Annotated in this window: 17 protein-coding genes; all 17 read left to right on the top strand. The window is 43.1% G+C overall.

Annotated features, from left to right (window positions below):
* Positions 1–5: 5 nt before the first annotated feature.
* On the top strand, positions 6–683 hold the full coding sequence (gene rlmB / locus Q8O20_RS08315; RefSeq protein WP_305530775.1) for a 23S rRNA (guanosine(2251)-2'-O)-methyltransferase RlmB: 678 nt from the start codon (positions 6–8) through the stop codon (positions 681–683).
* A complete protein-coding gene (locus Q8O20_RS08310; protein ID WP_305530774.1) occupies positions 680–1498 on the top strand; it encodes a hypothetical protein in 819 nt (272 codons plus the stop codon). Before rlmB ends, Q8O20_RS08310 begins: the two co-directional genes overlap by 4 nt.
* A gap of 10 nt (positions 1499–1508) precedes the next feature.
* Complete coding sequence (locus Q8O20_RS08305; RefSeq protein ID WP_305530773.1) at positions 1509–2138, top strand: hypothetical protein; 630 nt, start codon at positions 1509–1511, stop codon at positions 2136–2138.
* 71 nt (positions 2139–2209) lie between these two features.
* Complete coding sequence (locus Q8O20_RS08300) at positions 2210–3433, top strand: LL-diaminopimelate aminotransferase (RefSeq protein ID WP_304741886.1); 1224 nt, start codon at positions 2210–2212, stop codon at positions 3431–3433.
* Positions 3430–4689: a homoserine dehydrogenase gene (locus Q8O20_RS08295; protein WP_305530772.1), complete on the top strand. Its 1260-nt coding sequence runs from the start codon at positions 3430–3432 to the stop codon at positions 4687–4689. Before Q8O20_RS08300 ends, Q8O20_RS08295 begins: the two co-directional genes overlap by 4 nt.
* Positions 4690–4887: 198 nt before the next feature.
* Positions 4888–5001 (top strand): 50S ribosomal protein L36, encoded by a 114-nt coding sequence (gene rpmJ, locus Q8O20_RS08290; protein ID WP_013461154.1) that lies wholly within the window; start codon positions 4888–4890, stop codon positions 4999–5001.
* 2 nt (positions 5002–5003) lie between these two features.
* A complete protein-coding gene (rpsM, locus tag Q8O20_RS08285) occupies positions 5004–5375 on the top strand; it encodes a 30S ribosomal protein S13 (protein ID WP_299804420.1) in 372 nt (123 codons plus the stop codon).
* Positions 5376–5386: 11 nt separating this feature from the next.
* A complete protein-coding gene (gene rpsK / locus Q8O20_RS08280) occupies positions 5387–5779 on the top strand; it encodes a 30S ribosomal protein S11 (RefSeq protein ID WP_015654589.1) in 393 nt (130 codons plus the stop codon).
* Positions 5780–5790: 11 nt separating this feature from the next.
* Positions 5791–6417 (top strand): 30S ribosomal protein S4, encoded by a 627-nt coding sequence (rpsD, locus tag Q8O20_RS08275; RefSeq protein ID WP_013461151.1) that lies wholly within the window; start codon positions 5791–5793, stop codon positions 6415–6417.
* A gap of 23 nt (positions 6418–6440) precedes the next feature.
* Positions 6441–7433, top strand: coding sequence for a DNA-directed RNA polymerase subunit alpha (locus tag Q8O20_RS08270; RefSeq protein ID WP_304741879.1), 993 nt, complete (start codon positions 6441–6443; stop codon positions 7431–7433).
* Between the two features lie 24 nt (positions 7434–7457).
* Positions 7458–7808 (top strand): 50S ribosomal protein L17, encoded by a 351-nt coding sequence (rplQ, locus tag Q8O20_RS08265; RefSeq protein ID WP_294894092.1) that lies wholly within the window; start codon positions 7458–7460, stop codon positions 7806–7808.
* 128 nt (positions 7809–7936) lie between these two features.
* On the top strand, positions 7937–8212 hold the full coding sequence (locus tag Q8O20_RS08260; protein ID WP_304741876.1) for a NifU family protein: 276 nt from the start codon (positions 7937–7939) through the stop codon (positions 8210–8212).
* 46 nt (positions 8213–8258) lie between these two features.
* Positions 8259–8852 (top strand): hypothetical protein, encoded by a 594-nt coding sequence (locus Q8O20_RS08255; RefSeq protein ID WP_304741874.1) that lies wholly within the window; start codon positions 8259–8261, stop codon positions 8850–8852.
* The gene (locus Q8O20_RS08250; RefSeq protein ID WP_305530771.1) at positions 8842–10137 is read left to right on the top strand and encodes a UDP-N-acetylmuramoyl-L-alanyl-D-glutamate--2,6-diaminopimelate ligase; all 1296 of its coding nucleotides are present in this window, start codon (positions 8842–8844) and stop codon (positions 10135–10137) included. Before Q8O20_RS08255 ends, Q8O20_RS08250 begins: the two co-directional genes overlap by 11 nt.
* A 106-nt stretch (positions 10138–10243) precedes the next feature.
* A complete protein-coding gene (locus tag Q8O20_RS08245) occupies positions 10244–10618 on the top strand; it encodes a ferredoxin (protein WP_304741870.1) in 375 nt (124 codons plus the stop codon).
* Between the two features lie 3 nt (positions 10619–10621).
* Entirely contained in the window at positions 10622–10987 is a 366-nt protein-coding gene (gene panD, locus Q8O20_RS08240; RefSeq protein WP_294894083.1) for an aspartate 1-decarboxylase, read from the top strand.
* 44 nt (positions 10988–11031) lie between these two features.
* Positions 11032–11880, top strand: a complete 849-nt coding sequence (locus tag Q8O20_RS08235; protein ID WP_305530770.1) for a polyprenyl synthetase family protein — start codon at positions 11032–11034, stop codon at positions 11878–11880.
* Position 11881: the final 1 nt, after the last annotated feature.

The raw sequence follows: 11881 nt of genomic DNA, 5'->3' as shown, positions 1-11881 counted from the left end.
ACTTCATGCTTATTTATGGAAAACAACCGGTTTATTACGCAATAGAACGTCACAGAGAACGTATCAAAGTTCTTTATTTGGCAAAAGAGGTCGATAAAAAAGAGTACTCAGCCCTCATGAAAATGGGATTTGAGATTAAACGTATCCCTGAAATAGCGGCACAATCGATGGTCAAGGGGGGGAATCATCAAGGTTTTATTGCCGAGATTTCACAGGTAGTCCCGTATGCCTCTCCTTTTCTCAAAAAATGTGATTTTATCGTGGTGCTGAGCTCTATTACCGATATGGGAAATATCGGATCACTTATTCGTAGTGCGTATGCTCTAGGGGTTCAGGCGCTGGTTATCAGCGGTATTAAAGAGCCGAATTTAGAGGCAATGATCCGAACCAGTAGCGGTGCCGCACTTGATATGCCGTTGGTCATCGTTCATAATATCCATGATGTGCTACATGAACTGAAGCAATCAGGATTTCAGGTGTACGGTGCTGTTATGGACGGAGTAGATGTGCGTGAAACAACTTTTGCCGCAAAGCGGGTTTTAGTTTTGGGTAATGAGGGAGAGGGGCTTAGCGGCAGAGTGCAAAAGAGCCTCGATGTCGGTGTTTCTATCCCTATGGCACATGATTTTGATTCTTTAAATGTCGGTGTTGCCGGCGCAATATTAATGGAGAGAATGAGATGAAACAATGTAACACGTTCGAAGATTTACAGGCTCTGGGGACAGAGAAAATTCATGAGCGAACCCATATTTCTCGTGATAAAGTAGAGTTGGTCATGACCAAATCTTACAGTGAAATAGGGCGTGTCCAGTTCATGGGCTACATATCAATCTTAGAGCGTGAATACGACATTGATCTTAGCGGTATTAAAGAAGAATACACGGACTTTTGTCGAAATAATGCGGAGATGCTTGTTCCAAAGCAATCGGTAATATTACAATCACCATCCAATTCAAAGCCTAAATGGGTGCTGGCAGGGATGATTTTAATCATTATTTTGATGGCAGGCGGATATTTTTTACAAGGCAAAATGTCAACGGAACCGAGTGAAGAGGTTATGAATCTTACAACATCGGCGGTAGAAGTTGCGGATGAGATTAAAGATATCAATGGAACAGAAAACAATGAGACAAATGCAACCGCTACAGTAGTAAGTCCGGAAGCAAACCAAAGTAGTGTCGTTCCTGCACTTATACCTGCACAGTCTGTCGCTTCGTCGAAGCAGCTTATTATCCATCCGAAGTATAAAGTATGGTACGGGATGATCGATCTCTCAAGCGGCGCAAGAGTTCAAAAGATTACGGGAGACCCTATTATCATCGATAGTACAAAAAGTTGGCTGATTGTATTGGGACACGGAAGAATCGAGATTGAATTTCTTGAGGGCAAAACACTTCTTAATGATAAAAATACCGTCCACTTTGTGTGTGAAAAAGGGGCTTTGAAACAAATTACCCAACAAGAATTTATTGAACGAAACGGCGGAAAAAACTGGTAATCCAGTTAGAATGAAACATATTTTCTCTCTTTTTTGTACCCCACTTCTCCTTTTTGGGGTATCTATTAACTCACATATCTCTTTTACAGGCGAGCCTACGGTAAGCGTACGAACCATAACTCAGGCATTTAATGCAATAGGGTATAAATTGGAAATTGATACGCTGGATGTTCAAAAAAATAGAGGTGAGCTGAGTGGTTCCGCAATCGGTAACAAAATATTTAATCCCGCTGCCTTAAGTGAAAATTTAAAAGAGCAAGGGATACGGATTGAGAAAGCACATTTGGAGAAAAATATTCTGGTGATGGTATTGGATACCCAAAGTGCACGTTGGAATATTCCATTGCTGGGGAGCGATGAGGGGGTAGAGTTGAAGAGGGTGAATGTTGCCCAGTGGTTTCGTGTCGAAGAGGGACAACACATCCGTATTGAACCCCCCTATGCCGGAAAATGGTATCCGGATGTGTGCGTTTTGGATGTCTCCATGTCTCTTTTGTCCTCCTTTCGCTCCTTAGAGGCCAAAGAGGAGCTGGAGTTTGAACTTCCCAAAGGTGCCTATTATCTTAAAATTTCCAACGCGCAAGGGATGAAAGTTTTAAAAGAGGGGATGTGGATTGAGTCGATGAGCCCCGGACGATAAGTGAGCGTATTATAGTTAAACTAAGCCTCTTATGTTAAAATGGCGCAATTTTTTAATCACAGGTTGTAGCCATGTTTGATGAAATCCAATTTGACCGGATTAAACGCCTTCCAAAATATGTATTTGCCGAAGTAAATGAACTGAAAATGGCACGTAGACGCTCAGGTGCAGATGTTATCGATTTCAGCATGGGAAATCCTGACGGTGATACCCCTGAACATATCCGAAAAAAACTGGTTGAATCGGCAGAAAAAACCAAAACCCACGGATATTCGGTCTCAAAAGGGATCCCGAAACTTCGCCAAGCGATTTGTGATTGGTATAAACGCCGTTATGACGTTGATCTTGATCCCGATACCGAAGCGGTAGCCACCATGGGTTCTAAAGAGGGGTATGCTCATCTAGCTTATGCCATCACCAATCCGGGTGATGTCGTCGTTGTCCCTGATCCTACCTATCCGATCCATTCATACGGGTTTATTTTAGCGGGCGGGAATGTTCAGAAAATGAAACTTCCGTTTGATGAAGATTACAAAGTCGATGAAGACCTCTTTTTCGAGCGTTTGGAAGAAGCCTTTCATGTCTCTTTTCCAAAGCCTAAATATGTAGTCGTAAATTTTCCTCATAATCCGACTACGGCGACGGTAACACCGGAGTTTTATGTCCGTCTTGTCGAGATGGCTAAGCGTGAGCGTTTTTACATTATCAGTGATATTGCCTATGGGGATTTGACGTTTGACGGATACAAAACCCCATCTATCCTCTCGGTTCCGGGAGCAAAAGATGTTGCGGTTGAAGCATTCACCCTCTCTAAAAGTTATAACATGGCGGGATGGCGTGTCGGTTTCTTTGTCGGAAATGCGAAACTCATCGGTGCATTGCAAAAAATCAAAAGCTGGTTGGATTACGGGATGTTTACCCCGATTCAAGTTGCTGCTACCGTAGCGCTTACCGGCGATCAATCGTGTGTCCAAGAGATTACCGATAAATACGATCACCGTCAAAATGTTCTTTTGGAAGCTTTTAATCGTGCCGGATGGCCGATTCGACGAAATCAAGCATCGATGTTTGTCTGGGCTAAAATTCCTGAGTGTGCCATTCATATGGGAAGTTTGGAATTTTCAAAACGTTTGTTAGTCGAAGCGAATGTTGCGGTTGCTCCGGGGATTGGTTTCGGCGATTACGGTGATGAGTATGTCCGTATCGCACTGATCGAAAATGATAAGCGGATCCGACAAGCGGCTAAAAATATCAAACAATTTTTGAGTACGCTCAACTGCAAGGGCGCCGAGTGACACGTATCGGTGTAATCGGTGTCGGTACGGTAGGTCGTGCCGTCGTACAGATATTGGAAGAGAATAAAGCCATTATTACGGCACGTTCGGGTGATGAGATCATCGTGAAAAGCGCCGTAGTGCGTGATCTTTCAAAAGTATCGGATCTCTCCATCTCCCTTTCTCAAAATCCGTATGATGTCGTAGATGATCCCGAAATTGATATTGTCGTCGAGTTGATGGGGGGAGTCGAACTTCCTCTTGCTATTGTCAAAAAAGCTCTGCAAAACGGTAAAGCAGTAGTTACGGCGAATAAAGCTCTTTTAGCATACCACCGTTATGAACTTCAAGAGATTGCCGGAGATATCCCTTTTGAATTTGAAGCGAGTGTTGCGGGGGGGATTCCGATTATTACCGCATTGCGTGATGGGCTATCCGCAAATCATATCCTGAGTATTATGGGGATAATGAACGGAACCTGTAACTTTATGCTCACCAAAATGATGGATGAGGGGGTAGCTTTTGAGGAGGTTTTGGCCGAAGCACAGGCTCTAGGGTACGCTGAAGCCGATCCGACATTTGATATCGGCGGCTTTGATGCGGCGCATAAGCTTCTTATCTTAGCATCCATTGCATACGGAATTGATGCGAAACCCGAAGAGATTTTGATTGAGGGGATAGAGGGGATTACCCCTGCGGATATCGCTTTTGCCAAAGAGTTCGGTTATACGATTAAGCTTTTGGGAATTGCAAAACGCGAGGGTGATGAAGTAGAACTTCGTGTTCATGCCGCATTGGTCGATGAAGATGCCATGATCGCTAAAATTGACGGAGTTATGAACGGTATCAGCGTTGTCGGTGATCGTGTCGGAGAAACCCTCTATTACGGACCGGGAGCAGGCGGCAATGCAACTGCAAGTGCGGTAGTCGCTAATATTATCGACATCGTCCGCTCGGGAAAACGCTCTCCGATGCTCGGATTTAATCATCCGCTTGAGGAGGGACTTCGTCTTAAAAATAGTGATGATATCCGTTCTAAATACTATCTTCGTCTCCGTGTTTCCGATAAACCGGGAATTCTGGCACAAATTACAAGTCTTTTTGCGGATGAATCTATTTCGATTGAAGCGGTTATTCAACGCCCTTCCGAAACCGAGTGTGCTCATTTGTTGTTTGCAACGCATGAAGCTACAGAGCGTTCACTCCATGCATTAATGGACAAACTTGAAGCATTAGATGCTGTGCTAGAGTCTCCGTTTATGATACGAATCGTATAGTTGCGGTTCGTCCCTCTTACTTCCTATTTAACACCTTAATAAAAATTTAACCTTATTTACTGTATTATACGCGTCCACTTTGCCCTTTCGGACAAATAGAATTGAATGTTTCTAACTGCGTTCAATCGTAGTTACAAGTATTGGTGTGATCAATCCCACCTACGAAAAGCAAGTGATTTAAATCAACGGAGCCTACCGATGAAAGTACGTTCTTCAGTGAAGAAAATGTGCGATGATTGTAAAGTCATCAAACGTAAAGGGATTGTTCGCGTAATCTGCAAAACCCCAAAACATAAACAAAGACAAGGATAAGCATGGCACGTATTGCTGGTGTGGACTTACCTAAGAAAAAACGTTTGGAGTATGCATTAACTTATATCTATGGTATCGGTTTACATACTTCACGCAAAATTTTGGATGCTACAGGGCTCGATTACAACAAGCGTGTATTCGAACTCAGCGAAGATGAAGCGGCAACGCTAGCTAAAGAGATCCGAAGCAGCGGTATTGCTGTAGAGGGTGACCTTCGTAAACAAGTTGCTATGGATATTAAAGCGTTGATGGATCTTGGTTCTTACCGTGGTCTTCGTCACCGTAAAGGTCTCCCATGCCGTGGTCAAAAAACCAAAACCAATGCTCGTACACGCAAAGGTAAAAAGAAAACCGTCGGCTCAGCCACAAAGTAAGGGATTAGAGTATGGCAAAAAGAAAAGCAACCCGTAAAAAAATTGTAAAGAAGAATATTGCTCGAGGTATCGTACATATCTTGGCTTCATTCAACAATACCCTTGTAACGGTAACAGATGAAATGGGTAATATGATCGCATGGAGTTCGGCTGGTGCCCTTGGTTTCAAAGGTTCTAAAAAGTCAACTCCGTTTGCTGCGCAACAAGCAGTAGAATCTGCGCTCGAAAAAGCAATGGTCCACGGTATTAAAGAAGTGGGAATTAAAGTTCAAGGTCCAGGTTCTGGCCGTGAAACAGCAGTTAAAAGTGTTGGTGCGATTGAAGGTTTACGTGTCTCTTTCATGAAAGACGTTACTCCACTACCACACAATGGATGTCGTGCGCCTAAGCGCCGACGAGTCTAAGGAGTTTAGCAATGGCAAGATATAGAGGACCCGTAGAAAAAATCGAAAGAAGATTCGGTGTAAGCCTTGGACTAAAAGGTGAGCGTCGTCTTGCAGGTAAAAGTGCCCTTGACAAACGTCCATATGGACCTGGCCAACACGGTCAACGCCGTACAAAAATTTCTGAATACGGTACACAGCTTCGTGAAAAACAAAAAGCGAAGTTTATGTACGGTTTGAGCGAAAAACAAATGCGTTCATTGTTCGGTGAAGCAAAACGTCGTACAGGTAACACCGGTACGAATTTGGTAATGCTTCTTGAGCAACGTCTTGACAACGTTGTTTACCGTATGGGATTTGCAACGACTCGTCGTTTTGCACGCCAATTGGTAAACCACGGTCACGTATTAGTTGACGGAAAACGTGTAGATATTCCATCTTACCGTGTAAAACCGGGTCAAAAAGTGGAAATTCATGAAAAAAGTAAAAAGAACAACCAAATCGTTCGCGCGATTGAGTTGACCAACCAAACCGGTCTTGCGGCATGGGTTGACATCGATCAAGATAAAGCGTTCGGTATTTTCACACGTCTTCCAGAGCGTGAAGAGGTTGTTATTCCTGTTGAAGAACGTCTAATCGTCGAGCTTTACTCGAAATAATCATTAAAGAAAGGGCGTTCAGCATGAAAAAAATTAAGACATCACCGCTTCTTCCGAAAGAGTTTGTCGTCGAGCAAATCAGCGCGAATGAAGCGAACATAATTGCTTATCCGTTTGAAACCGGATTTGCGGTTTCACTCGCCCATCCGATCCGCCGCTTTTTGCTAAGCAGCTCGGTTGGATTCGCACCGATCGGTATTAAAATTGAGGGTGCTAAGCATGAGTTTGACTCAGTGCGCGGTATGCTCGAAGACATTTCGGATTTCATCATTAACCTCAAAGGGATCCGTTTCAAATTGAAAAACGGTCTTAAAGAGAAAGAGATCACTTACAGTTTTGCAGGCCCTTGTGAAATTAATGGAAGTGATTTGGATAATGACGATGTCGAAGTGGTAACCCCAAATTCGTTCTTGGCAACATTGAATGAAGATGCGACGTTAACGTTTAGCATTAAAATTCATCAAGGAATCGGATATGCTCCGAGCGAAGATGTACGGGATATCTTGGGTGATGGATACATTGCGTTAGATGCGTATTTTACACCGGTTCGCCGTGCAACATATGCAATTGAAAACGTTCTTGTTGAAGACAACCCGAATTTTGAAAAAGTCGTTATTAATATCGTTACTGACGGACAAATTTCTCCGGTAGACGCGTTTAAAAATGCATTGGAAGTAATGTATGCTCAAATGGCTGTATTTAACAGCGAAGTGAGTATCAAAGCTCCTGCTGCAACTGAGCGTGGCGATGAACATCCTGAACTTAAACGTTTGGGTGCACGTATTGAAGACCTTGGTTTAAGCGCACGTAGCTTCAACTGTTTGGATCGCTCAAACATCAAATACATCGGTGAAATCGTTATGATGAGCCAAAATGATTTGAAAGAGGTTAAAAACCTCGGCAAAAAATCGTTTGAAGAGATTTTAGAAAAAATCACTGAATACGGTTACGCTGTCGGGCAAGATTTGGCTGATGATCTCATCGGTGCAATCAAAAAGAAAATCGAAGCTGAATAAGCTTACTATAAAAGAGGAAGTATCATGAGACATCGTCACGGATACCGCAAGCTAGGTCGAACGAGCGCACATCGTGAAGCTTTGTTGACCAACCTTAGCATTGCGTTGATTGAACACGGTAAAATCGAAACTACGTTGATTAAAGCAAAAGAACTTCGTTCATTTGCTGAAAAATTGATTACAACTGCACGTGCTGGTGACGCTAATGCTCACCGTGCAGTGTTTGCTGTATTGCAAAACAAAGAAGCGACTAAGTTGCTTCTTAACGAAGTTGCCCCTAAATACACCGAGCGTAACGGCGGGTATACCCGTATCGTTAAAACTCGTATTCGCCGTGGTGATGCTACACCAATGGCATACATTGAACTCGTTTAACGAGTTCAATAACCCATCAACCCCTTAAATCGAGCTTCACTCGAAAACTACCCTTTTCGCATTAGTACATGTTTAGTCCACTTCTTATACTATAACGCCATATTTGAGCTTTAAAAGGTACGATAACCATGATTCCATTTAGTGATGAAGAATTGATGCAACCAGTTCGGAATGTAATTGATAAAATACGTCCAAGTCTTGCATTAGACGGTGGAGATATAGCATTTTTAGGTGTAAAGAATGGTACAGTATATGTACAGCTACAAGGTGCGTGTATTGGATGCTCAAGCAGTGGGAATACTTTGAAATACGGTGTTGAACGTCAGTTGCGTATGGATATTCATCCGGAATTACTCGTAATCAATGTACCGCACGGTATGGAACATCAAATCGACGCACTATAATTTAGTCTGAATGTGCCGATATTAATAAAAAGCGGAGGGAGTAAGAATGAAAACAATCAATTTAACCAAAACCCTCAAACAAGCAAACGAACATTTTTTGGCGGGTCAATATACTGAGGCTTTGCGTGATTATTCTTTAGCGCTTAAAGATTATCCGGAGTCTAAAGAAGCCTATAACGGTGCGATCCTCTCAGATATGGCAATGAGCGGCGAGAGTGCCGGTGAAGCACTTTTCGATTACTATACAATATTACGAAGTGAAGATACTGAATCGGCGGACATCATTATCTCTGAGATTTTGGAGACAATGGATGGGACAATGGAGCAGCTTTCGGGACTGTTCGATGAGACCGTGAAGCAGCGTTTGGCGTATGAAGACGGAATTATGTATACCGAATTCAAAGAGTTGGTAGAAAATGATAACGATTTCAACCGAATTTTTGAAAATATTATGTTTTCAACTCGGGTTATTATCACGGAAAAAGAGGATTTTGTCGATTTTCTGGACAATTTGATCGATCATGGATACAAAGAGATGGCACTGAGCTATTTAGAGAGTGCCCTCGGTGTCTATCCGAATGACCGACAGCTTCGCAATTTATTACGACGTTTAGCCAAGGGGAAAAGCATTGAAAATTGAGATTGAAGCCCAGCCTTATCGATACATTAGTGAAAATTCTAGTGATTGCGGCAGTGAATGCGCTTTTTTACTGACGAAGCAAAATGAGAAATACAAAGAGGATGCGATTGAACGCGGTGCACACTCGATTATAACTCCGAGTGAGTGCTGGAGTATTTTTGGATTGGACCGACTATGCGTTATCGGAATTACCGGAACAAACGGTAAAACGACAACCGCAAGTGCTATTTACTCTTTACTGCTCGATTTGGGCCACAAGTCGGCGATGCAGGGGACACGCGGATTCTTTATGAATGATACACCTGTAGAGGGTAAAACGTTGACCACTCCGAGCGTACTTAACACCTATCGCCATATGGCTCACGCGATTGCGGCAGGATGCGAATATTTTATTATGGAAGTAAGCTCTCACGCAATAGAGCAAGAGCGGATTGCTGGAATCACGTTCGGTCTTAAAATTTTGACCAATATCACCCAAGATCACCTTGATTATCACGAGAGCATCGAAGAGTACACCCGTATCAAGAATCTCTTTTTTCAAGATGAGACAAAGAAACTTATCAATAAAGATGAGGCCAAAGCACAGTTCAATATCAAAAACGCTTTTACGTATGGAGTGGAAAATCCCGCTACTTACAAAATCATAGCCTATTCGTTGAATAACGGAGTCAGCGGTGTTCTAAAACATTTTGAAGATCATGTTCCGTTTGTCTCCTCCTTGCACGGTTTCTTTAATTTGTACAATATAACGGCGGCTATGGCTGCTGTGCATTTGGTCAGTAATGAGAGTTTAGAGAAAATCGCCGATGCGGTTGAGAACTTTGGCGGTGTTAGCGGACGGATGGAAGTGGTGAGTGAAAATCCTCTTGTCATTGTCGATTTTGCCCATACTCCCGATGGAATGGAACAAGTCCTTAATGCCCTCAAAGAGAAAGAGGTCCTTGTGGTATTCGGTGCGGGTGGGGATCGTGATCGAACCAAACGACCGATGATGGGGAGAGTCGCCAGTGCTTATGCCAAAAAAGTCTATGTTACTAGTGATAATCCCCGTTTTGAAGATCCGGATAGTATTATCGAAGATATTTTGGCGGGAATTGAAGACAAAAGTAATGTTTATGTTGATGTTAATCGCCGCAGTGCAATAGCACAAGCGCTTCGTGAGCGGAGCGGTGATGAAGTCGTTTTGATCCTAGGCAAAGGGGATGAGACGTCCCAGATCATCTATGATCAGCATCTCCCTTTCGATGATCGTGTTGTAGCTCGTGAGTTGTTAAAAGAGATTTAAACCAACAAGTTGCTTACGGGAGCTTAATATGCACTCGTAAGATTTGGCTATAATGCCGTAATTATTTTCCGGTGAATGAACTCACCGAATCCATAAGGAGCAGCTGATGGGTCTTCCACAACCGGCGTTTTATATTTTCAAGTGTGAACAAAGTTCCCCTCCTGGGATGCCAAAACCGAGTTGTGTCAATCCGCAAACTCAGGATCTATTTCAGCATTTAGCACAAACCTTGATGCAAAAAGGTTTGATCGCAACCGTACAACCGATTCGTACATCGTGCATGAACCGCTGTAATGTGGGACCTATTATGCTTGTAGAGCCTGGGCATGTGATGTATGCAGGTCTTACTAAAGAGAAAATCAATGAAATTATCGATCGTCATATTATAGGCGGTGAAGTGGTTCAAGAGTATGTTATCCCGCAAGAATTATGGGATGCAGCGATCACACCGGCTGATATGATGAAGCAGATGGGTAGATAAATCATGTTGATCGAAATGCTTTACAGTAAAATACACCGCGCTACGGTCACCGATGCCAACCTCAATTATGTGGGTTCTATTACGGTTGACGAAGAGCTTTTGGAAGCTTCCAAAATGCGAGTAGGGCAAAAAGTGGAAATTTTGAACATTAATAACGGTGAGCGATTTTCAACCTACATTATACTCGGTGAACGGGGGCAACGCGATATTTGTCTTAACGGTGCTGCGGCGCGAAAAGTACATAAAGGCGATAAAATTATTATCGTTGCGTATGCAACCTACAATGATCAAGAACTTGAGAACTATAAGCCGACTGTTGTTTTGGTCGATGATGAGAACGCTATCACCGATATAATCGAGAAGATATAAGCTCGCACATGATACTATTTCGCTAAAAAAATAGTAGGATATAGATGGAGCAGTTTGAAGCATTTTTAGGGTTACATCTTCCCACTGTTCCCTGCTTTCATCCCCATTATGAGTCATCGTTGCGTCAAATGCTCACCGGAGGCGGGAAACGGTTCCGTCCGGCTCTCCTTTTAGGGGTTGTTCGAGCCTACAACCCTCTCTTAACCCAAAGTGCTTACCATGTCGCATTGGCAATCGAATTGCTTCATACCTATTCCTTGATTCATGATGATCTCCCCGCAATGGATAATGCCGATTTACGGCGCGGTATTCCGACACTGCATAAAACCTATGATGAAGTGAGTGCTATTTTAGCAGGGGATGCTCTTAATACCTACGCATTTGAGGTACTCTCCAATGCCCCGCTCTCCGATCGTGTGATTGTCAAATTGGTTCGCTCTCTCGCTCATAACGGCGGTGTAGCGGGGATGGTTTTGGGTCAGGCGATTGATTGCCATTTTGAGAATCACCGCCTCGAATTGGATCAAGTGAAGATGCTCCATATTCATAAAACGGGGAAACTGATCGCTGCATCTCTTCAAATGGGCGCGTTCATTGTCGGACGTGATGACATTGCGAGCGAATTGTATGATTTCGGAATAGATTTGGGATTATTGTTCCAAATCCAAGATGACATTTTGGATGTGACGCAAGATGATGAAGAAGCGGGCAAAACAACCAATAATGATGAAGCGAAAAACAGCTTTGTTACGTTGCTCGGATACGACACGGCAATGGAAGAAGCGAATACTCTAGCGGATAAAATAACACAAAGAATGGAAAGTTTTGATGAGAATTTGCAGCGTGAATTGTCACCAACACTTAACCACTACATTAACCGACACAAGGACTAAA

It is taken from the genome of Sulfuricurvum sp. (genome assembly GCF_030691015.1).
In the GTDB taxonomy this organism is placed as follows: domain Bacteria; phylum Campylobacterota; class Campylobacteria; order Campylobacterales; family Sulfurimonadaceae; genus Sulfuricurvum.
Note: the sequence above shows the minus strand (reverse complement) of the source record. Positions and strands in the feature narration are given on the sequence as shown.

What these genes read in the sequence shown, in the direction of transcription:
- rlmB (WP_305530775.1), top strand. Translation starts at nt 6, where the DNA reads ATGCTTATTTATGGAAAACAACCGGTTTATTACGCAATAGAACGTCAC.
- Q8O20_RS08310 (WP_305530774.1), top strand. Translation starts at nt 680, where the DNA reads ATGAAACAATGTAACACGTTCGAAGATTTACAGGCTCTGGGGACAGAG.
- Q8O20_RS08305 (WP_305530773.1), top strand. Translation starts at nt 1,509, where the DNA reads ATGAAACATATTTTCTCTCTTTTTTGTACCCCACTTCTCCTTTTTGGG.
- Q8O20_RS08300 (WP_304741886.1), top strand. Translation starts at nt 2,210, where the DNA reads ATGTTTGATGAAATCCAATTTGACCGGATTAAACGCCTTCCAAAATAT.
- rpmJ (WP_013461154.1), top strand. Translation starts at nt 4,888, where the DNA reads ATGAAAGTACGTTCTTCAGTGAAGAAAATGTGCGATGATTGTAAAGTC.
- rpsM (WP_299804420.1), top strand. Translation starts at nt 5,004, where the DNA reads ATGGCACGTATTGCTGGTGTGGACTTACCTAAGAAAAAACGTTTGGAG.
- rpsK (WP_015654589.1), top strand. Translation starts at nt 5,387, where the DNA reads ATGGCAAAAAGAAAAGCAACCCGTAAAAAAATTGTAAAGAAGAATATT.
- rpsD (WP_013461151.1), top strand. Translation starts at nt 5,791, where the DNA reads ATGGCAAGATATAGAGGACCCGTAGAAAAAATCGAAAGAAGATTCGGT.
- Q8O20_RS08270 (WP_304741879.1), top strand. Translation starts at nt 6,441, where the DNA reads ATGAAAAAAATTAAGACATCACCGCTTCTTCCGAAAGAGTTTGTCGTC.
- rplQ (WP_294894092.1), top strand. Translation starts at nt 7,458, where the DNA reads ATGAGACATCGTCACGGATACCGCAAGCTAGGTCGAACGAGCGCACAT.
- Q8O20_RS08260 (WP_304741876.1), top strand. Translation starts at nt 7,937, where the DNA reads ATGATTCCATTTAGTGATGAAGAATTGATGCAACCAGTTCGGAATGTA.
- Q8O20_RS08255 (WP_304741874.1), top strand. Translation starts at nt 8,259, where the DNA reads ATGAAAACAATCAATTTAACCAAAACCCTCAAACAAGCAAACGAACAT.
- Q8O20_RS08245 (WP_304741870.1), top strand. Translation starts at nt 10,244, where the DNA reads ATGGGTCTTCCACAACCGGCGTTTTATATTTTCAAGTGTGAACAAAGT.
- panD (WP_294894083.1), top strand. Translation starts at nt 10,622, where the DNA reads ATGTTGATCGAAATGCTTTACAGTAAAATACACCGCGCTACGGTCACC.
- Q8O20_RS08235 (WP_305530770.1), top strand. Translation starts at nt 11,032, where the DNA reads ATGGAGCAGTTTGAAGCATTTTTAGGGTTACATCTTCCCACTGTTCCC.